The organism is Marinobacterium stanieri (assembly GCF_900155945.1).
Lineage (GTDB): Bacteria > Pseudomonadota > Gammaproteobacteria > Pseudomonadales > Balneatricaceae > Marinobacterium > Marinobacterium stanieri.
In genome coordinates this window covers 90,001-111,094 of record NZ_FTMN01000008.1, presented here as the reverse complement: position 1 = coordinate 111,094, position 21,094 = coordinate 90,001, and the positions used below count along the sequence as shown (strand labels likewise).

At 58.3% G+C, this 21,094-nt stretch carries 21 protein-coding genes; 8 read left to right on the top strand and 13 right to left on the bottom strand.

Annotated elements, in window-relative coordinates:
- Positions 1-5 precede the first annotated feature (5 nt).
- A complete protein-coding gene (locus tag BW956_RS16670) occupies positions 6-1,550 on the bottom strand; it encodes a 2-isopropylmalate synthase (protein ID WP_010323566.1) in 1,545 nt (514 codons plus the stop codon).
- 148 nt (positions 1,551-1,698) lie between these two features.
- Here BW956_RS16670 and BW956_RS16665 point away from each other — a divergent pair, with 148 nt between their 5' ends.
- Positions 1,699-2,856 (top strand): MalY/PatB family protein, encoded by a 1,158-nt coding sequence (locus BW956_RS16665; RefSeq protein ID WP_076464440.1) that lies wholly within the window; start codon positions 1,699-1,701, stop codon positions 2,854-2,856.
- A gap of 61 nt (positions 2,857-2,917) precedes the next feature.
- On the opposite strand, the gene BW956_RS16660 is transcribed toward BW956_RS16665, so the two are convergent.
- The 9 genes from BW956_RS16660 to efp form a co-directional block, all read right to left on the bottom strand.
- Entirely contained in the window at positions 2,918-3,754 is an 837-nt protein-coding gene (locus BW956_RS16660) for a MurR/RpiR family transcriptional regulator (protein ID WP_076464437.1), read from the bottom strand.
- Positions 3,755-3,765: 11 nt separating this feature from the next.
- Entirely contained in the window at positions 3,766-4,494 is a 729-nt protein-coding gene (locus tag BW956_RS16655; RefSeq protein ID WP_076464435.1) for an amino acid ABC transporter ATP-binding protein, read from the bottom strand.
- Positions 4,481-5,131: an amino acid ABC transporter permease gene (locus tag BW956_RS16650; protein WP_076464432.1), complete on the bottom strand. Its 651-nt coding sequence runs from the start codon at positions 5,129-5,131 to the stop codon at positions 4,481-4,483. The genes BW956_RS16655 and BW956_RS16650 overlap by 14 nt, the downstream gene beginning before the upstream one ends.
- Complete coding sequence (locus BW956_RS16645; RefSeq protein WP_076464430.1) at positions 5,128-5,793, bottom strand: amino acid ABC transporter permease; 666 nt, start codon at positions 5,791-5,793, stop codon at positions 5,128-5,130. Before BW956_RS16645 ends, BW956_RS16650 begins: the two co-directional genes overlap by 4 nt.
- 9 nt (positions 5,794-5,802) lie before the next feature.
- Positions 5,803-6,606, bottom strand: coding sequence for a transporter substrate-binding domain-containing protein (locus tag BW956_RS16640; protein WP_083703121.1), 804 nt, complete (start codon positions 6,604-6,606; stop codon positions 5,803-5,805).
- Between the two features lie 263 nt (positions 6,607-6,869).
- Complete coding sequence (locus BW956_RS16635) at positions 6,870-7,916, bottom strand: proline racemase family protein (protein WP_076464428.1); 1,047 nt, start codon at positions 7,914-7,916, stop codon at positions 6,870-6,872.
- A 59-nt stretch (positions 7,917-7,975) separates the two neighbouring features.
- Positions 7,976-9,103: a zinc-binding dehydrogenase gene (locus BW956_RS16630; protein ID WP_076464664.1), complete on the bottom strand. Its 1,128-nt coding sequence runs from the start codon at positions 9,101-9,103 to the stop codon at positions 7,976-7,978.
- Positions 9,104-9,339: 236 nt separating this feature from the next.
- On the bottom strand, positions 9,340-10,308 hold the full coding sequence (epmA, locus tag BW956_RS16625; protein WP_076464425.1) for an EF-P lysine aminoacylase EpmA: 969 nt from the start codon (positions 10,306-10,308) through the stop codon (positions 9,340-9,342).
- Positions 10,309-10,410: 102 nt separating this feature from the next.
- Positions 10,411-10,980: an elongation factor P gene (efp, locus tag BW956_RS16620; protein ID WP_010323571.1), complete on the bottom strand. Its 570-nt coding sequence runs from the start codon at positions 10,978-10,980 to the stop codon at positions 10,411-10,413.
- Between the two features lie 86 nt (positions 10,981-11,066).
- On the opposite strand from efp, the gene epmB reads away from it, so the two are divergent.
- Both epmB and BW956_RS16610 read left to right on the top strand, forming a co-directional pair.
- Positions 11,067-12,131, top strand: a complete 1,065-nt coding sequence (epmB, locus tag BW956_RS16615; RefSeq protein WP_244894385.1) for an EF-P beta-lysylation protein EpmB — start codon at positions 11,067-11,069, stop codon at positions 12,129-12,131.
- 76 nt (positions 12,132-12,207) lie between these two features.
- Positions 12,208-12,744, top strand: coding sequence for a hypothetical protein (locus BW956_RS16610; protein WP_076464422.1), 537 nt, complete (start codon positions 12,208-12,210; stop codon positions 12,742-12,744).
- Between the two features lie 3 nt (positions 12,745-12,747).
- Here BW956_RS16610 and BW956_RS16605 read toward each other — a convergent pair whose 3' ends face one another.
- A complete protein-coding gene (locus BW956_RS16605; RefSeq protein ID WP_010323574.1) occupies positions 12,748-13,065 on the bottom strand; it encodes a DUF1820 family protein in 318 nt (105 codons plus the stop codon).
- Between the two features lie 173 nt (positions 13,066-13,238).
- Here BW956_RS16605 and miaB point away from each other — a divergent pair, with 173 nt between their 5' ends.
- From miaB to lnt, 5 genes are read left to right on the top strand one after another with little or no spacing between them, the layout of a single operon-like run.
- The gene (miaB, locus tag BW956_RS16600) at positions 13,239-14,582 is read left to right on the top strand and encodes a tRNA (N6-isopentenyl adenosine(37)-C2)-methylthiotransferase MiaB (protein WP_076464420.1); all 1,344 of its coding nucleotides are present in this window, start codon (positions 13,239-13,241) and stop codon (positions 14,580-14,582) included.
- 19 nt (positions 14,583-14,601) lie between these two features.
- Positions 14,602-15,603, top strand: coding sequence for a PhoH family protein (locus BW956_RS16595; RefSeq protein WP_076464417.1), 1,002 nt, complete (start codon positions 14,602-14,604; stop codon positions 15,601-15,603).
- Positions 15,600-16,052 (top strand): rRNA maturation RNase YbeY, encoded by a 453-nt coding sequence (gene ybeY / locus BW956_RS16590; protein ID WP_076464414.1) that lies wholly within the window; start codon positions 15,600-15,602, stop codon positions 16,050-16,052. Before BW956_RS16595 ends, ybeY begins: the two co-directional genes overlap by 4 nt.
- Positions 16,053-16,061: 9 nt before the next feature.
- Complete coding sequence (locus BW956_RS16585) at positions 16,062-16,898, top strand: HlyC/CorC family transporter (RefSeq protein ID WP_010323578.1); 837 nt, start codon at positions 16,062-16,064, stop codon at positions 16,896-16,898.
- A 4-nt stretch (positions 16,899-16,902) separates the two neighbouring features.
- Positions 16,903-18,396: an apolipoprotein N-acyltransferase gene (gene lnt, locus BW956_RS16580; protein WP_076464412.1), complete on the top strand. Its 1,494-nt coding sequence runs from the start codon at positions 16,903-16,905 to the stop codon at positions 18,394-18,396.
- Here lnt and BW956_RS16575 read toward each other — a convergent pair.
- Together BW956_RS16575 and BW956_RS16570 are read right to left on the bottom strand one after the other, a co-directional pair.
- Complete coding sequence (locus BW956_RS16575) at positions 18,370-18,921, bottom strand: zinc ribbon-containing protein (protein WP_010323580.1); 552 nt, start codon at positions 18,919-18,921, stop codon at positions 18,370-18,372. The genes lnt and BW956_RS16575 overlap by 27 nt on opposite strands.
- Before the next feature lie 98 nt (positions 18,922-19,019).
- Entirely contained in the window at positions 19,020-20,840 is a 1,821-nt protein-coding gene (locus BW956_RS16570) for a substrate-binding domain-containing protein (protein WP_083703120.1), read from the bottom strand.
- Positions 20,841-21,094: the final 254 nt, after the last annotated feature.

Here is a 21,094-nt window from a genome sequence, read left to right as displayed (position 1 = left end):
GCCTCTTAAACCTGGGGATGAGCTTTCTGGATGTTGGCATCCAGCATGTTCAGGGCATGAATGTAGGCCTTGGCCGACGCGATGATGATATCGGTATCGGCCCCCAGACCGTTGACGATACGACCGGCCTTCTCCAGACGCACAGTCACTTCACCCTGAGAGTCGGTACCGCTGGTAATGGCGTTCACCGAGTACAACTGCAGGTTGGCACCGGAATTGGCCAGCTGTTCCAGCGCTTTGAAGGCGGCATCCACAGGGCCACTGCCGGAGGACTCGACAGAGTGCTCGTCACCATCAACGGACACGACCAGGCTGGCCACCGGCGTTTCGCCGGTCTGGGAAGTCACGTTGAGGCTGCTCAGCTTGAACTTCTCGTGCCCGGCGGATGCGCGAGCATCGCTGACCAGTGCCACCAGGTCGTCGTCAAAGATTTCACTCTTCTTGTCCGCCAGTTCCTTGAAGCGGGAGAACGCCGTATTCAGCTCGGCATCGGACGCAAAGCTGGTACCCAGCTCTTCCATACGGGTACGGAAGGCGTTACGGCCAGACAGCTTGCCCAGTACCATGCGGTTGGTGTTCCAGCCCACATCTTCAGCGGTCATGATTTCGTAGGTTTCACGGTGCTTGAGCACGCCGTCCTGGTGGATACCGGACTCATGGGCAAAGGCGTTGGCACCCACGATCGCCTTGTTCGGCTGTACCGGGAAGCCGGTCACACTGGAGACCAGACGCGATGCCGGCACGATCTGGGTGGTATCGATGCCGGTGCTCAGGCCCAGAATGTCTTCACGGGTGCGCAGCGCCATCACGATCTCTTCCAGAGACGCATTACCGGCACGCTCGCCCAAACCGTTGATGGTACATTCCACCTGACGTGCACCGGCGCTGACCGCTGCCAGCGAGTTGGCGACCGCCAGACCCAGATCGTTATGGCAATGCACGGAGAAGATCGCCTTGTCCGCATTGGGGATACGCTCGATCAGCTGCGCGATGGTGTTACCATATTCTTGGGGTACCGCGTAGCCCACGGTGTCCGGAATGTTGATGGTGGTGGCACCAGCATCGATTACCTGCTCAATGATGCGGCACATGAAGTCCAGCTCGGAGCGGCTGGCGTCTTCCAGCGAGAACTCCACGTCGTCGATCAGGTTACGGGCACGCTTGACGGCCCTTACGGCATTCTCGACTACCTGATCCGGCTCCATCTGCAGCTTGTACTGCATGTGGATCGGAGAGGTGGCGATGAAGGTGTGAATACGACCGGAGTTGGCACCGCGCAGGGCTTCACCGGCACGGTCGATATCCGCATCCAGCGCACGGGACAGAGAGCAGACGGTGCTGTCCTTGATGCTGTCGGCAATCGCTTTTACCGACTCGAAATCACCCGGGCTGGCAATGGCAAAGCCGGCTTCAATTACGTCTACACGCAGCTTTTCCAGCTGTTTGGCGATACGCAGCTTTTCGTCACGGGTCATGGATGCGCCCGGGCTCTGCTCCCCGTCACGCAGGGTGGTATCAAAAATAATTACGCGATCATCATTGCGGCTCATGCTCACTACTCCCGTCAGCTGCGGACGATGCCTGTCCGGCGAAATAAGGCCTGCCTCTAACGCACCGATTGGAAGGCAGTCAAAGTTAGGCTTATTGTATCATCAAGCAGCAACACCAAACACGCTATCGCCGTTAAGGAGCAAGGACATGAATGCGACCCGCTTTGATGCACAGATCGACCGCCGCGCCACCTCCAGCCAGAAATGGGAGAAGTACGCCGACAGCGAGATTCTGCCGATGTGGGTCGCCGATACCGACTTCATGGCGCCTCAGCCGGTGATCGATGCTCTGCACCAGCGCATCGACCATGGCGTGTTCGGCTACACCAACACCCCGTCGGAACTGAACCGGCTGGTCATTGAACGCATGCAGGTGCTGTATGGCTGGCAGATTGAAGCCAACGATCTGGTCTGGCTGCCGGGCCTGGTGTGTGGCCTGAATCTGGCCTGTCGCGCCACTGGCGAGAGTGGTTCGGCCGTGATCAGCCCCTCTCCGGTATATCCGCCGTTCATGTCAGCGCCGCGGCTGTCGGACCGCAGCCTGATCAAGGTGCCACTGAAGCGCAACGAGGATGGCCGCACGCTGATCGATCTGGAGGCACTGGAAGCTGCGATCACCCCGGAAACGCAGCTGATGCTGTTCTGCAACCCGCACAACCCGGGCGGCACCCTGTATCGCTGCGAAGAGCTGGAAGCTCTGGCCGAGATCATCATTCGCCATGATCTGGTCATCTGCTCCGATGAGATCCATTGCGACCTGATTCTGGAAGAAGGCCTGACGCACACTCCCATTGCTTCGCTGGGGGATGAGATCGCTGCCCGCACCATTACCCTGATGGCGCCGAGCAAAACCTACAACATTGCCGGCCTGGGCTGCTCCTTTGCGGTGATTCAAAACCCGGAACTGCGCCAACGCTTCCAGCGCGTACGCAAGGGCATAGTGCCGGATGTGAACCTGCTTGGTTTTACCGCCGCGCTGGCGGCCTATCGGGATGGAGATGAGTGGAACCGGGCTCAGCTCGATTACCTGCGCGGCAACCGCGACTATCTGGTAGAAGCCATTAACGCCCTGCCCGGCCTGAGGCTGGACCCGATTGAGGCCACCTACTTGGCCTGGATCGATGTATCCGCTGCCTGCCTGGAAAACCCGCCGCACTTCTTTGAAAAAGCCGGCGTGGGCATGTCACCGGGGCGTGACTTTGGCGATGATCGCTTCATGCGCCTCAATTTCGGATGCCCAAGAGCCCTGCTGGAGCAGGCCGTCGATCGGATGCGCCGCGCCCTTCTCAATGAACTGCCGGCTTGATCCAAAAAACCACTGAGCCCGCCAAGGCCCCGCTCGTCGGATGGGGCTTCGGCTCGGGCAGTCAATAACTGATGTCCAACTCCCCGGTCAGATCATAGAGTTCGTTAATCTGCTCAATTCTTGATCGGCCCTGCTCCAGCTGATGGTGCAACAGCAGGTTACTGAGCAGGCTGGCCAGGCTCATGGGCAGGGCATAGCTGTCAAATGCGGATACGGTATCCAGCGGCAGTTCCAGCACCATGCCTTTTCCACCCGCCATCAAGCCACTATTGCTTTCACATAGCAGAACGGTCGGTATCTGCTGCTGTTGCAAGGTGTTCAAAAGGGTTCGGAAACCGGATGGGCGGCGGTGAAACGCCACCAGTATCACCAGGTCATCGGGCGTCAGTTCGACCAGCTCTTCGCCCAGCGTCTGCCCCGGCTGAGGCAAAAGCCTCACGGATGCACGCACCTGCTGCAGCTGCTGACGCAGGTGCAAGGCAATCGGGTAACTGTTGCGAAAACCGATCACGGCAACATTTTTGGCTTCGGCCAGCTGCTCGGTGATATCACTGAGTTGGCTGGACTGTGCCAATGCAGCCAGACGCTGCAGGTTTTGCTGCTCACTGGCGAAATGGCGATCCACCAGACTGACACCGGCTTGCATGGAACCGGGCAAGGGCACGCCCGACTGCCGCAGTCGACGCAGCTCTTCTCGGGCCTGCTTGAAGCTGTCGTACCCCAGACGACGAAACAGCCGACTGATTGTCGCTTTCGACGTATTACACTGGCGACTCAATTCAACCGAGTTATAGGTTGCCAGATCATCCAGATGATCAATGATGAAACCGGCCACTCGCCGCTCACTGGGCGAGAGCTGGTCATAATTTTGCCGGATCGTTTCGGTAATCTGACGCACAGCCCCTCTCCCTACAGCACGGCGTTGATGAAACTTTGCAACTCAGGGGTCGACGGATTGGCAAACACTTCCTGTGCAGGCCCACTTTCCCAGATGGTGCCCTGGTGCATGAAGACCACCCGATCCCCCACATCGCGGGCAAAGTTCATTTCATGGGTGACGAGGATCAGCGTCATGCCTTCCGCCGCCAGCTGTTCCAGCACTTTCAGTACTTCACCGACCAGTTCCGGATCCAGTGCCGAGGTGATCTCGTCACACAGGAGCACCTTGGGTGACATGGCCAGTGCACGGGCAATCGCCACACGCTGCTGCTGACCACCGGAAAGACGGTCGGGATACTGGTCAAACTTGTCCACCAGCCCCACTTTCGCCAGCTTGTCCTCCGCCAGCGCGCGTGCTTCTTTATCGGCCACACCCAACACCAGCTTGGGCGCCAGCATGATGTTTTCACCCACTGTCAGGTGCGGAAACAGGTTGAAGCTCTGAAATACCATACCCACGCTGCGCGACAGCAGTCTGACCTGTTTTTCGTCGCTGCAGACTTCCTTGTCATCCAGGGTGATACCACCCTGTTGATACTCTTCCAGACCATTCATGCAACGCAGCAGCGTGCTTTTCCCGGACCCGCTGCGGCCAATAATGGAGACAACTTCACCGGCCTTTACTTTAAGGTCGACACCTTTGAGTACATGCAGGTCACCATAATATTTATGGACCTGATCAATATTAACGAGCGCCATTGAATTTCTTCTCCAGTTTTTGACTAGCCAGTGACAGCGGGTAACAGAGTGCGAAATAGATCAGCGCTACCATGGCAAATATTTTAAAGGGCTCAAACGTCGCGTTATTCAGCATGGTGCCGGCCTTGGTGAGTTCGACAAAACCGATAATGGAGGCTAGCGCCGTGCCTTTCACAACCTGCACCGAGAAGCCGATGGTCGGTGCCAGGGCCACGCGCACAGCCTGTGGCAAAATCACCCGCGTCAGCGTTTGTGTGAAACTCAGTCCCAGACAACGTGAGGCTTCCCACTGCCCCTTGGGCAGGGTGTCGATACAACCACGCCAGATCTCCGTCAGGAAGGCGCTGGTAAAGCAGGTCAGAGCAATGGCCGCCGCCGCCCAGGCCGAGATATCGATACCCAGCATCGACAGTCCGAAGAACACCAGAAACAGCTGCATCAACAGCGGTGTCCCCTGAAAAAGCTCAACATAGCCGCGCACCACATACTGCAGTGCAGAGCGGCCGCTCAGGCGCATGGCCGTCAGCAACAGGCCAACCAGGGCGCCACCGACAAAGGCCGTCAGAGAAAGTGCGATGGTCCAGCGAGTCGCCAGTAACAGGTTGCGTAGCAGGTCCCAGTTTGAAAAATCGATCATGCGGCTGTCCTCCGGTGGCGAAATACACGTCGGCCCACCCACTCAAATACCTGTCGCATCAGAATTGCGAGCAGGAGATACATGCCGGCCACGACCAGATAGGCTTCAAAACTTCTGAAGTTGCGGGACTGAATCAGGTTGGCGGCATAGGTCAAATCCATCACGGAAATTTGCGATACCACGGCCGACCCCAGCATGACGATAATGCACTGGCTGGTCAGAGCCGGATAAATCTTTTCAAATGCCGGGTTCAAAATTACCCGGAAAAAAATCTGTCTTGAGCTCAGTCCCAAAACCCGTGCTGCTTCGACCTGCCCTTTTGGCGTAGCCGCCAGTCCGGCACGGATAATTTCGGTACTGTATGCACCCAGGTTAATCAGCATGGCCAGCAAGCCGGCTTCCCAGGCGGTTAATTTCAGGCCAATGGCGGGCAGCCCGAAGAAAATGAAAAATAATTGCACAATAAAGGGAGTGTTGCGGATAAGTTCGACATAACTGCCGATCACCCAACGCGTCTTTTTGCCACCGTAGTGCCGACCTGCTGCACAGGCGGTGCCTATGGCCACCCCGCCCAGCGTGGAATAGAGTGTCAGCAAAACGGTGACCCCTAGCCCCTGCAGAAGCAGGTCCGTATAGGGCAAGAGATCACTGAAGTTCAACATGAGCAGGCCTTAGCTCCCGAAACCGGCAGGCAGCGGCGCCTTGAGCCAGGTTTCTGAAATGCTGTTCAATTTGCCGCTTGCCAGTGCCTGAGCGATGATTTCGTTCACGCGGGCCTGGAGTTCGGCTTCACCTTTTTTCAGGCCGATGTAACACGGAGAGTCACGCAGCATGAACTTGGTCACCGGAGCCTGTTCCGGGCGACGTTCTGCAATTTCTGCGGCTACCAGGTTACCGGTCGCAATCAGGGACACCTGGCCGGAGAGATAAGCCGAAAGCGTGGTGTTGTTATCTTCAAAGCGCTTCATCTCGGCCCCTTCGGGCAGCACTTTTTCCAGCTCCATATCTTCGACGGCACCACGGGTAACACCAACAACCTTGCCTTCCAGGTCAGCAGGTGCAGCCACTTCGATATCAGGGGTGCCAAATACACCCAGGAAGAAAGGCGCGTAGGCATCGGTGAAGTCGATCGCCTTTTCACGCTCGGCGTTCTTGCCCAGGCTGGAGATCACCAGGTCGGCGCGACCGGTTTGCAGGTAGGGAATACGGTTGGCGCTGGTCACGGTAATCAGCTCGAGCTTAACGCCCATCTCTTCGGCAATGTGATTCGCCATATCGATGTCGTATCCACGTGGTTTCAGATCGGTTCCCACAGACCCGAACGGGGGAAAGTCCTGCGGCACGGCAACACGAATGACGCCACGATCTTCGATATCACCCAAGAGGCTGGCCTGAGCCCCGGCTGACATCACGATCCCGACAGCGGCCGCACCAACGGCCAAACTACGCTTAAAACCTTTCAACATTTTCTTCATGGCAACATCCTCAAACGGCTTCACGTTTCTGAAACAAAAGATTCAACACGAATAACTTTTGCAACCAATGTGCCAAAAATCGGAAGTTTTCTTACTTAACATTGAAAGTATTTTTAAAACATCAGTTTACGAGCGAAGCGCGAGAGGAAGGTAAAATGCACGGGCCGGCAGCAGCGCACCGATTCAAGGCAGTGCACAGAGATTGTGCACCTTTTCGTACCGGTCGCGCTGCCTTGTAGAGCACTCAGGCATCCAGGGTAGTATCAGGTTCGCTGTGTCGAGAGTACACGCAGGCTTTGCACCACCTCCGGGCTGAGCATGGCATCATCTTCGTTGGCAATCACCTCTGCGCGATTAAGTACAAAACTGCGCCCGGTGATGCGGTTTTCAACGACATCCTGCCCCTGCTTATTGGCAAGGCCGGTATAGGTGCCAACAAAGCGGGTGTCACGCAAGGAGACGGTTTCAAGGGAATCCCCCGGCTCAATCAATCCCTCATACTGCATCAGTGCCAGCCGCGCAGATGTACCGGTTCCGGTAGTGCTGCGACAGATCACACCGGGGTGCACATAGGTTGCCGAGCGAGAGCGGTAAGTCGTATCGCTGAGCTGCAACACAGGGCCCATGAAATGAAGAAAGGGCAAGGGCCCAACATTCCCGAGTGCATAGTGTTCAAACTCAGTCTCGGCGGTAATCGCTTCCACAATGGCATGGGCAGTATCAGCCAGTGCACGCTCTTCGGAAGCCTCCAGCACAAAACCAAGCTCGGCCGCCTCCACCAACGCGTAGAAACCACCGCTATAGGCGATGCTGTAGGTGACAGGCCCAATGCCCGGCACCTCTATACTGGCCTTGTAGGTGTGGATATAACTGGGCAGCCCCTCACAGGTGATGGCTTCCACCACCCCATCCTGTATCCGGGCTTCAATCTGCACCAGCCCGGCCGGCGCCTCCAGGGTAAACGTCTGTACGCCTTCCTGTTTTTTAATCAGACCGCTTTCCAGCAGTGCGGTGGCCGTACAGATGGTGTTGGAGCCCGAGTAGATGGGATACCCCATTACCTCCATGATGATATAGCCCCAGTCGGCATCCGGATGGCTGGCGGGGACGATCAGATCCACCGACATTTCTGGAATGCCGTAGGGCTCCTCCAGCAACAGCCGGCGCAAACCGTCAGCCTGATCTCGCAAGAACTCCATCTGCTGACGCACACTGGTGCCGGGCAAGCGCATGATGCCACCGGTCACGATGCGGCTGACATCACCGCCGGCATGGGTATCCATGAGTTCCAGTTTTACCTGGTGCTGCATAACATCCTCCCGCTGCACAAGCAGCACCTGAGGCTAGAGGTGGACAGGCCTGAGCCCTATCACGTCAAGGCAAATGGCTTGCCATGGGTATCCCACTGGCTATCGGGCACAATGACAATCTTGCCCAGATAGTTACTGCCACGGTGTACGAAATACTCTTCCGCTTCACGCAGATGTGACAGGGGAAAGGCCGCGTGCAACACCGGTTTCAAGGCGCCCTCACGGATCCAGGCAATGAGCTGCTCCGCCTCTTCGCGGGTGCCATGGGACACGCCAAAAATCTGCACCTGATAAAGATAGACCCGGGTCCACATGATTTCCGAGAGATTACCGCCACTGGCCCCGGCGATGCTTAAACGGGGATAGGTGGAGCGCTGTTTCATATCGAAAATCATGGTGTCGATGAAGGCATCGGTCATCTCACCGCCCACCAGATCCATCACCGCATCAATCGGCTTGCCACCCGTTACCGCTTTGACCTGCTCGGTGAACTGGCTCATATCCGAGCGATCCAGCACCGCTTCAGCCCCCAGCGCCAGCAAGGCATCGGCCTTGTCCTGCTGACTCAATGCATAGGGGATGGCGCCGATAATGCGGCACAATTGAATCAGAGCCGTGCCCACACCACCACTGGCACCACTGACCAGCACCCGCTCCCCCGCCGCAACCCCGGCGACGGTGAGCATGTGGTAGGCCGTCTGATAGGAACACATCCCCATGGACGCCAGCTCGGCATCGGCCAGCTCTGGGTTATCAACCCGATGAAACTGATCAGACGGCAAGGCCACATATTCGGCAAAGCCGCCATCGGCGCCGTGGCCGTAATAGTCCGGCGTCAGATTGATGTCGCGTCGGTTGTCAGGATAGAGATTGAAATCCAGCAGGCCGCGCTCGCCAATACGGAACTCGCTGACACCCTCGCCCACGGCCACAACACGCCCGACAATGTCAGCACCCTGAATACGAGGAAAAGTCAGCGTGGCTTCGCCGCCCATCTGGAAGGAGGTGACATCCCCTTTGTCCTTGGTAGGGTAAAGCCCCTCCCGCGCCTTACGGTCGGTATTGTTCTTGGCAGTCGCAGTCACCTGAACCAGCACGTCACCCTGGCCCGGTTTAGGCACAGGCACCTCAGTGCTGTACTGCAATTGATCCACACCGCCATGCCCAACCAATTGAACGGCGGCCATGGTTGCGGGCGTTTGGTTTTCTGATGTCACGCTGTCACTCCTTGCCAAATAGGGGCCAAGCCGGGTTGAACCCGGACCTTGTCACCCTTGCAAGCTAGTGGACAGATGGATAGCTGGCAACCTGAAGTCACATTTTCGAGTGCTCGAGCTACCTGAGTGGACTGGTCGACAGAACAGACCGGAAAAGTATCAGCAGGCTGGCCTGGTACTCAGCAGTTGAGGGGGCTCAAACAGTATCAAGCCCGCTCATGCATAAAGGACACCACCTGATCCAGGCTGTCCACACCCAGCGCCAGCATCACTAGCCGATCGACGCCCAGTGCCACCCCGGCGCACTCGGGCAGACCTGCTTCCAGCGCTTCTACAAGCCGTTGCTCCAGCGGGCGTTGAGGCAGCCCCAGGGCGGCACGTTGTTGCTGATCAGCCTGCAAGCGGCGCGCCTGCTCAGCAGCATCAGTCAATTCATGGTAGCCGTTGGCCAGCTCGACTCCGTCGACAAAAAGCTCAAAACGCGCCGCCACCTGACGCCCCTGTTCGTCATCACGCACCTGTGCCAACGCCGCCATGGAAGCCGGGTAGCTGTGGATAAACACGGCCCCATGCAAACGTGGCTCCAGCACATGCGACATCAGCAGGTTAAGCCAGGTGTCGCGGTCATCATCCTCAAAAGGCGCATCCACATGCTCACGGCAAACCTGTTGCAGCTGCTGCAGGGATGCCTGGTGCGGGTCCAGCCCCAGCTCACGTTCAAAGAGCTCGGCATAGCTGAGGTATTGCACCGATAATTCTGGCACAACAGTCCTGACCAGCGCCGCGACCTCAGCCATCAGTTGGCGATCATCAAACCCCAACCGATACCACTCCAGCATGGTGAATTCCGGATTATGGCGCCGCCCGAACTCGCCGTTGCGAAACACCTTGGCCATGGAATAGATATCACCACTGCCGGCGGCCAGCAGGCGCTTGAGGGCGTACTCGGGAGAGGTTTGCAGGTACAGGCGTTCGTCCTCTATGCCCGGCTGAAAACCGAAGCTGACCTCCAGACTGTCCAGAAACGGATCACTGACGGCGCATTTGGACAGCACTGGTGTTTCCACTTCCAGCACATCCTGCTCGGCAAAGAAGCTGCGAATCTGCGCCAGTACCCGAGCACGGGCACGCAGGTTTTCAATGGAGGCATTGGGACGCCAGAGATCTTGCTGCATGAAGGATCACCAGAGGAAAGAAGCGGAAACCTGAAGCAAAAACGGCAGCCGAAGCTGCCGTAATATCTCAAACTCAAAAGAGTCTGTTGTCTTGCGACCTGATCAACCGTTTGCGCGGCTCACGTACTCGCCGGTACGGGTATCGATACGCAGGGTTTCACCCTGTTCGATGAACAGCGGTACACGCACGACGGCACCAGTGCTCAGGGTTGCCGGCTTGGAGCCGCCCTGTGCTGTATCGCCTTTCAGGCCGGGATCGGTTTCAGTCACTTCCAGCTCAACGAAGTTCGGCGGGGTAACACTGATCGGGTTGTCATTCCACAGAGTCACAACACACTTGTCCTGTTCCTTCAGCCACTTGTCAGCATCGGCAACAGCGTTCTTGTCAGCCGCTACCTGCTCGAAGGAGTTCGGGTCCATGAAGTGCCACATGTCGCCATCGTTGTAGAGGTACTCCATGTCGATATCCATAACATCGGCGCTTTCAGCGGATTCGTTGGACTTGAAGGTACGCTCCCAGATACGACCGGTCAGCAGGTTACGCAGACGTACGCGGGTGAATGCCTGGCCCTTACCCGGCTTAACGAACTCCACGTCGACCATGGAGCAGGGGTCGCCGTCGATCATCACTTTCATGCCGTTTTTGAACTGGTTGCTGGAGTAGTTAGCCATAAATAGAAGGTTCCGCACTCAATAATTCGAAGGAGACCGCGCAGTGGGCGGTCAGAAAATTGACAGCCATTCTACTGCAAAGGAGAATGCTGGCAAATCCATCCCGCACAACCAGCCCCGAGCATCCCGTTCCGATGAATCTGCTGCACCCTGCTGATACTGACTGGCAGACCGAACTGCGTCACCTGGTCACCGATCCTGCCGAACTCTTGCAGGCACTGGAACTGCCGCCGAACCTGCTGGCAGGCGCACAGATGGCTGAGCGTGCATTTGAACTGCGTGTACCCCGTCCGTACCTGAATCGCATCCGCAAGGGCGACCCCGAGGACCCGCTGCTGAAGCAGATACTGCCGTTACAGCAGGAATTGCTGGAAGTGCCGGGCTTTGGCACCGACCCTCTCGCCGAAGCCGCCGCCAGGCAATCCAGCGGCGTCATTCACAAATATAAGGACCGGGTGTTGCTGGTGCTGTCCGGTGCCTGCGCCATCAACTGCCGCTACTGTTTCCGCCGCCACTTTCCCTATGGCGAAAACCAGCTGGGCGGTGCCGCCTGGCAGGATGCTCTGGACTATATCCGTCAGCAACCCAACGTCAGCGAAGTGATTTTCTCCGGCGGCGACCCTCTGGCCACGCCCGATGCGCGTCTGGCCCGCATGCTGGCCGATCTGGAGCAGATTCCGCACCTGAAGCGTCTGCGCATCCATTCACGCCTGCCGCTGGTGATTCCACAGCGCGTTACGTCTGAGCTGACTGAGATGCTGGCCAGCAGCCGTCTCGCCAGCACGCTGGTGTTGCATATCAACCACCCGCAGGAAGTGGATGAAAGCGTACGCCTGGCCCTGCGCCCGTTGCGCCAGGCTGGTGTGACGCTGCTCAACCAGGCGGTGCTGCTCAAGGGCGTGAACGACAGCCTGAGTGTACAAAAAACACTCAGCGATTCCCTGTTCAGCGAGGGTATACTGCCCTATTATCTATTTGTCCTTGATGCAGTCGCCGGGGCTGCCCATTTTGATGTCAGCGACGAACGTGCACGCCGCCTTGTGGGACGCCTGCAGGCAGAATTGCCTGGCTATCTGGTGCCACGCCTGGCGCGGGAAATCCCGGGCAAACCGTCCAAGACGCTGCTGCTGCCGATCGCACCCGAGGACTGAAGTCAGCTCAGGTTCAGCTTGGTGGAACCAGTCTGACGGTCCGAATTAACCCCAGATGTAACGGATCAGGAGCTCCATGAATACTCAGACCCCCTCTACACCGAACCTCCTAAAGCTGGGGGGGCTGTTCGCCGCCACCCTGCTGCTGGCAGCCTGTGCCAGCAAGCCCGAACCTGAACCCGTTGCCGAGAAGCCCGTTGCACCGCCGAAACCGAAACCGGTTCTGCTGATCAGCTTCCACGCTCCGCAGGACAACAGCGCCGCCCAGATCAACTTTACCAACGGTACCGACAAAACCCTGCAATACGTGATGTTCAAGACCACTGCCTATACCGGCAAAGGAGACCTGGTACCTTCGAAGAAAAGCGGTCGACCCAATGCCTGGCTGCGAGTGGCCGGTCCATTTGCACCCAACGAAGTGGTAGGCAAAAAGGTCTGGCCGAAGGTCTGGCAGCACCCCGATCTGAGCTGCTTCCGCATTGAAGGTGCTGAACTGATCTTTGCCGACCAGAGTGTGGAATATCATGGCGTAGAGCGTATGGCGCTGCTGAACCAGAGCGCATTCCGCAATAGCGCCTGTGGCGGCGACGGCCTGAACACCGCCGCACAGTAAGATTTATTTGCGGGGCGGTGTCATCGGAAAGGCGGTGATATTGCCCTTCGCATCGCTGATCTTGGCCACGCCCTCGCGCTTTACCTCATCAATGCGAATAATCGCCTGCATGGGTACGTAGCAGGTGTTCACATCGGCAAATTCCTGTTTCAGCTTGTCTTCGCTGGGGTCGACCAGCAACTCTGAACGATTGCCGAAAACGAAATCTTCCAGCTGAATAAAGCCCCACATGTCGCTCTGATACACATGGCGCACATAGACTTCGTACACCTTATCCTGATTCACGAAACTGACGCGATACAAACGCTCGTCATTCGCCATGGTTAGACTCACTCTTCATCACTCTGATGCAGGCGGATATGGGGGCAACTGGTCAGAAAACAAGACTGGACATTTTTTAACCAGTTTCTAGCCTAAGCCTCAGTGCTTGGGTATAATTTTGCACCTTTTGAATTCCGCACCCTTTTAAAACCTCCTCAGTACACAGGTGATTCATGGCGAAAAAGCTGTTTATCAAGACACATGGTTGTCAGATGAACGAATACGACTCCTCCCGCATGGCGGATCTGCTGGGCGAAAGCCACGCACTGGAGTTGACGGACAACCCGGATGACGCGGACGTCCTGCTGCTGAACACCTGCTCCATCCGCGAGAAGGCTCAGGAAAAGGTATTTCACCAGCTGGGCCGCTGGCGCAAGCTGAAGGAAGAAAAGCCCGACCTGATGATCGGGGTCGGCGGCTGCGTTGCCTCCCAGGAAGGTGAAGCCATCCGTGACCGTGCCCCCTACGTGGACATGATCTTTGGCCCGCAGACACTGCACCGCCTGCCGGAGATGATCTCCGAAAGCCGTAACGGCGGTGTCGGCATCGTCGATGTCAGCTTCCCGGAGATCGAGAAATTCGACCACCTGCCCGCGCCCAAGGTAGAAGGTGCGGAAGCCTTCGTTTCCGTGATGGAAGGCTGCAGCAAGTACTGCACCTTCTGTGTAGTGCCCTACACCCGTGGCGAAGAAGTCAGCCGTCCGCTGGACGATGTACTGACCGAGTGCGTTGAACTGGCCGAACAGGGTGTGCGTGAAGTGAACCTGCTGGGCCAGAACGTGAACGCCTACCGCGGTGCTACCCATGATGGCGACCACGCCGACCTGGCCGAGCTGATCCGCTGTGTTGCCGCCATCGACGGCATCGACCGTATCCGCTTCACCACCTCACATCCGGTGGAGTTCAGCGACAGCCTGATCGACGTCTACGCCGAAGTGCCGGAGCTGGTCAGCCACCTGCATCTGCCAGTCCAGAGCGGTTCTGACCGCATTCTGATGGCGATGAAACGTGGCCACACGGCGCTGGAGTACAAATCCAAGCTGCGCCGCATCAAGAAACTGCGCCCGGATATCAGCTTCTCGTCCGATTTCATTATCGGTTTCCCCAACGAAACCGATGCCGACTTCGAAGCGACCATGAACCTGATCGCCGATATCGGTTTCGATGCCTCGTTCAGCTTTATCTACAGCCGTCGCCCGGGCACGCCCGCCGCCGACCTGCCGGATAACGTGGATGAAGAAACCAAGAAGCAGCGCCTGAAGATCCTGCAGGACCGTATCACGGCCCAGGCCTTCCAGATCAGCCGCCGCATGGTCGGCACCACCCAGCGCATTCTGGTCAACGGCTATTCCAAGAAAGATCCGGGCCAGCTGTCCGGTCGCACCGAGAATAACCGTGTCGTCAACTTCCGCTGCGATAATCCGGACCTGATCGGCCATTTTGCCGATGTGCGTATTGAACAGGCCTATGCCAACTCACTGCTCGGCGAACTGATCAGTTCCGAGCTTGATGCCTGATAACACAGGGAGAGTTTTTTTGACCTCACAACAAACTGCCACGATTCTGCTGGAACCCAACAACCCGACCGCACTGATCAACCTGTGCGGTCAGTTTGACGCCCACCTCAAACTGCTTGAGGAGCGCACCGGTGTCGAGATCCGCAACCGTGGCAACCGTTTCCAGCTGGTCGGCCCCGAAGCCGCCACCCGTGCCATGGGCCGCCTGCTGGAACAGCTGTACCAACAGGCTCTCAAGGGTGAAGAGCTCACCCCCGAGGCCCTCCACCTGCTGCTGCAGGACTCCGGCATCGAACAGCCGCCCAAACGCAAGGACAAGGCCCAGAGCGAAGATGACAAGCGCTTTGGCATCCGTACCCGCAAGGTGCTGATCAAGCCGCGCCCGGGCAAGCAGCAGGACTATGTGCACCAGATCCGCACCCACGATATCAATTTCGGCATCGGTCCGGCCGGTACCGGCAAGACCTACCTGGCCGTTGCCTGTGCCGTGGAAGCGCTGGAGCGCGAAGAGGTCAGCCGTATCCTGCTGGTGCGTCCGGCCGTTGAAGCCGGCGAGAAGCTGGGCTTTCTGCCCGGCGATCTGAGCCAGAAGGTCGACCCTTACCTGCGCCCGCTGTACGACGCCCTCTACGAAATGATGGGCTTCGAGCGTGTCGCCAAGCTGATCGAGCGCAACGTGATCGAAGTCGCGCCGCTGGCCTACATGCGTGGTCGCACCCTGAACGGCTCCTTCGTCATTCTGGATGAAAGCCAGAACACCACGCGCGAACAGATGAAGATGTTCCTGACCCGTATCGGCTTTGGTTCCACCGCCGTGATCACGGGCGACAAGACCCAGATCGACCTGCCCAAGGGCGTTAAATCCGGCCTTCTGCACGCCATGGAGGTCCTCGATGGCGTCAAGGAAATCGGCTTTACCTACTTCGGTTCCAAGGACGTAGTGCGTCACCCGCTGGTACAGCACATCGTCGAAGCCTACGAGCGTCATGAAGAGGCACAGCCGGACGGAGACGCACGATGAGCATCGCCGTAGACGTTCAATACGCCATCGATGCCGCCGGCCTGCCCGCTGAGGGCGATTTCAGCCGCTGGGTTGAAACCGTGCTCAAGGATCGCAAGGTCGATGGCGAAGTCTGCATCCGCATCGTCGATGCCGAAGAGAGCCAAAGCCTCAATGCCGAGTACCGTGGCAAGGACAAGCCCACCAATGTGCTGTCCTTTCCGTTCGAGGTGCCACCGGGCATTCCCGTCACGCTGCTGGGCGATCTGGTGATCTGCGCCGAGGTTGTGGCGACTGAGGCTGATGAGCAAGAAAAAGCCCTGTTCGATCACTGGGCACACATGGTGGTACACGGGACCTTGCATCTACTCGGATTCGATCATATAAATGACGACGACGCCGAGGAAATGGAGGCTTTGGAACGTACCCTCCTGGCTCGGTTGAATATAGCCGATCCCTATTCCGTTTAGAGGACACATATGAGCGAAGACCGATCGGGCGGCACGTCCAAGGGCTGGCTTGAGAAACTGACACAAGCCTTCTCTGACGAACCCCGCAGTCTTGAGGACGTCCGCGAGATCCTGTATCAGGCCAGCGACTCCGGCATTCTGGACAATGATGCCCACGGCATTATTGAAGGAGCCATGCAGGTTACCGAAATGCAGGTGCGCGACGTCATGATTCCACGCTCTCAGATGACCATGGTGCAGGTCAACCAGACACCCCGGGAATTCCTGCCGGTCATCATCTCCAGCGCCCACTCCCGCTTCCCTGTGTGCGGCGAGAACCCGGACGAAGTGCTGGGTATCCTGCTGGCCAAGGACCTTCTGCCCTATATGCTGGAAGGGACTCTGGACCAGTTCGATATTCGCCAGTGCCTGCGCAAGGCCACCTTCATTCCCGAAAGCAAACGCCTCAATGTGCTGCTGAACGAGTTCCGCGGCACACGCAATCACATGGCGATTGTGGTGGATGAATACGGTGGTGTTGCCGGCCTGATCACCATCGAAGACGTGCTGGAGCAGATTGTCGGCGAGATCGAAGATGAACATGATGCCGACGATGACGACGGCAACATCCGTCCCTTCGATGACAACGGTTTTCTGGTCAAGGCTCTGACGCCGATTGAGGACTTCAACGCCTACTTCGACGTCGGCCTGTCCGATGACGCCTTCGACACCATCGGCGGCATCGTCACCCAGCATTTCGGACACCTGCCAGCCAAGGACGAGCAGATCGACATCGACGGATTCAGTTTCAAGGTACTGGCCGCCGACAACCGCCGTCTTCGTCTGTTGCAGGTCACCCGACGCTAAGCCGGTGAACGCTCAGTCAAAACGCCGCCCGCGCGGCCTCACTGCGGTGCTGGCCCTGCTTGGCGGCGCCAGCATCACGCTGTCACTGGCGCCCTTCAATCTCTGGCCGCTGGCCCTGTTGGGGCCGGCGCTGCTGTACCTGCTGCAGCGTCACCAGTCCGTGCGTCAGGCAGCCTGGAGCGGCTGGGCTTTTGGTCTGGGCTTCTGGGGCGCCGGGGTTTCCTGGGTCTACGTCAGCATCGACCGTTACGGGGGTGCACCGCCCTGGCTGGCGGGCACCCTGACCTTCCTCTTTGTGGCCGCGCTGGCACTGCTGTTTGCCCTGCAGGGCGGGCTCTTTGCCCGCATGGCGAACAACGCCCGTCATCGCTGGCTGATGTTTATCCTCACCTGGCTTGGCTTTGAGTGGCTGCGCAGCTGGTTCCTGACCGGCTTTCCCTGGCTCTATCTGGGCTATGCCTGGCTGGATACACCGTTCAAAAGCTGGGCACCCATCGGCGGGGTCTGGGCTCTGTCACTGCTGAGTCTGCTGCTGTCCATGGGGCTGGCACGCCTGCTGGCCGACCGCCATATCCCGACACTGATTCCGGGCGTTGTTCTCGCGGCAGCCGCCTGGCTGTTACCGGCCCAGTGGACCCAGCCGAAACCGGATGCCAGTCTGGATGTGGTGATGATTCAGCCCAACATCCCCCAGCTGGCAAAATGGCAGCCGGACCAACTGGATGGCATCCTGCAGCGCCAGATCAACATGAGCCTGAGCGTTACGGACGCTGACGTGATTGTATGGCCGGAAACCGCCATACCCGCCACGTTCAGCCGCGCCAGCCAGCGCCTGACACCCTTCCTGAACCTGTTGCAACAGGATGATATTGCCCTGATCAGCGGCTTTCCCTACGTCGAGGCCGACCCTGAGCGCCCGCGAGGCGTGCGCTTCCACAACAGTCTGGGGATATTTGGCGCCGGTCAGGATATCTATCACAAACAGCGACTGGTGCCCTTTGGCGAGTATGTGCCCTTTGAAGACCAGCTACGTGGCCTGATTGCCTTCTTTGACCTGCCCATGTCCAGTTTTACCCTGCCCCGGCAGGACACGGACAACCTGAGCCTGGGCACCCGGAAAATAGCACCCGCCATCTGTTACGAGATCGCCTATCCACAATTGGTGGCAGAACTTGGACGTGAGGCCGAGGTGATCCTGACCGTCTCCAACGATACCTGGTTCGGCCGCTCCATCGCGCCCGACCAGCACCTTCAGATCGCCCGCATGCGCGCGCTGGAAAATGGCCGCTGGGTTATTCGCGCGACCAATAACGGCCTGACCGCTTTTATCCGCCCGGATGGCAGCCTGGCGGCTCAGGCACCGGTGGATGAGCAGGCTATCCTGCGCCACGAAGTGGACATGATGACGGGCCAGACGCCCTGGCAGTATCTGGGTGTCTGGCCACTGGCGGGACTGCTGACGCTGATGGGATTATTTGCCGCTCGGCGACCAGGGTAGAGACACCCGCTCAAACACGACGGCAGAGCAGTTGCCACAGGGTTGAATGCGATCAGTGGCGCGCAGCTGCTGGGTATGACCGCATTGCAGGCAACGCAGGGTACCCGGTGCACTTACTTCACCCGCCAGGTACTGGTCTTCGGCATGGGCCAGCTGCTCACGCAGCAGCTCATGTTGCACGCGGGTTTTGTCGGCCAGATCCAGCAGACTCTGCTTCAGTTTCAGTTCCAGGTAATCCAGATCGAAATGCAGCCAGGCCGCCAGGCCTTCGCCGGTTCCCTGCGCATAGTAGCCCAGCTGTTTGAGGTCACGACGCAGATAGGCCTTGAGCAGCTCGACCTCGTCCCGCGTCATCTCTTCAGCCGCCAGCTCGACCTCCGCAGCTTCCTCAATCTGCTGCTGCAGAAAGTCCCAGCTGACCTCACCGGCATCGTCCAGGCGTTTACGCAGTTGCTCCAGCACCCGGTCATAGGCAGCAGGAGCCTTGGCAGAATGTTGCGGGGTTTGCGGATCTTGCTTAGTCATGGGCGAACTCCTGTTGGCACCGGCGACGGACACCCGCCGCCTTTGCCTTCAGTATATCGCTGATTTCAGGAAAGTAATGGGCCGAGATCAATCAGGCTTCAGCGAGCGCTGGCCACACCACGGCCCGCCGTATCGCGAATCCAGACCTCGACACGACGGTTACGCTCACGCCCGGCGGGAGTTGCGTTGGACGCGACCGGTGCCAGCGACCCCAGACCATGCACATCCGCCACGTTGATGCCACGTGACAGCAGCTGGTCACGCACCACTTCCGCGCGCTTGAGCGACAGGCGGCGGTTATGCTCGGCATTGCCGGTGCTGTCGGAAAAACCGATCAGGAAAGCACGCTGCCCCGGATGCTGCTCAAAGAAGCGGATCACACGCTGAAGGTCGCGCTGCGCCTTGTTGTCCAGATCAAAGGTACCGCTGTTGAAACGGAAGTTAAGGGAAAGACGGCTGTCGCCCTGTACCAGCTCCAGATATTCCTTGGGCAATTCTTCACTCAGCACCGGCTGAATACGCTGAATGTTCTGTGAGATAAAGCCGGTCTTGCGCACTATCTCCTGCCCCTCTTCCGAGGTGACGAAGTTGATAAAGTCATGCGCAGGGCTGTTCAATGCCAGCGTCATCGGCTCATACATGTAGAGACGGCGGGTCAGCGGGTAGTCTTCCGTGGAGATGGTGAAGGTGGTTGGGAACACCGGCAGCGCACCCTCCTCATCGGCCACCGCCAGCGCCTTGGCACGCAGCACATAGGGCAGACCAATAAAGCCAATCGCACCCGGCTCCTGGCTGACACGGTCCGACAGTTCCATGCTGGATTCGTAACGACGCGCCTTGGGTGAGAGTTTCACGCCATGCTTTTTCAGCACCATGCTGCGAAAGGAGTCCCAGGTACCGGAGTTTTCATCACGGCTGTAGATACTCACCGGCACATCGGCACCGCCCAGCTGTTTCCAGTTGCTGATCTGTCCGGCAAAGAGTTTCGCCAGTTGCTCGGTGTTCAGGCTGCTGATCGGGTTACGCGGGTTAACAATGATCGCCAGGCCATCCATACCCACGATATGTTCGGTACGGACACTGCTCAGATCACCGTAGATCGGCGCCAGACGTTCGATCTCCTTGCCCTTGATACGACGTGATGCCATTGCCAGGTCGGCCTGGCGAGCATGCAGTCCCTTGAAGCCGGTGCTGGACCCATGGGCCTTCAATTCAACACGCTGCAGTGCCTTTTCCCCCGGCAGCTGGAAGAGCACATCGTGCTCAACTTCAGATTCCTGCTGTTCAACGCGAATATTGTCGGCGCCCTGCTGCAGCCAATAGGCTTTCAGCAAGGCCGGCGCCAGCGCCTCACCAATAGTGTTGGAGCCATGCAGGCGGAACAGAGTGTCCACCTCCTGCTCGGACGAGGTCAGGGCCGCCACAGCCACCTGGGTCTCGACCGGCGCTTTGGGAGCGGGCGCTGACGGCGTCGGTGTTGTGCCAGACACCTCGGTGCTCTGCACGCTGCTGCCCGGTTTGAGGCCGGCACTGGCAATCAGGTCCGAAACGACGGAGTCACTGGTCAGTTCCACCACAGCCACGGCAAACGCCAGCAGGATCAACACCAGAATACCGCCACTGAACAGGCCCGGTCCCTTGCGTCCTGTTTCCAGACTGTGCACCTGGCGCGCCTGTTGAGGTTCACGGGTGCGTGGCACCGCTGCTACCTGGCGGGTAATTTCCAGCGGGTTGCCGGACAGCAACTCCGGCAGGATCTGGCGAAAAGCCGGATTCAGCGCCTTGGCATTCGCCGCCTTGAGCAGACGACGGCGGTACTCTACGTCATCGATAAACTTGGGCATATCGATCTTGTCGGCGCCCTGACGTTCCAGTTCGTGCTTCAGCTGCCACAGCAGATCGAAGAGGGTGGTATTCACGTTCGGTCTTATCCCTGATCCGGTTTTTGCAGATTCCCGCCGCCTAGGGAAGCTATGAATAAGTCCATGGCATCTCAGGCCACGCTGAGTCGCTATAGACTTGTTCACAGCTTCCCTAGGGGCAGGTCAGATGGGGCGGAAGGATAAAGACTTCAGGTTGCAGTAAGATGACGCCCACTCAAGCACACTCTGGCTCTGTTGACAGCAGGGCGAATATTGTATGCTATGCGCCATTCGTCTTTTTTACGGCGTGG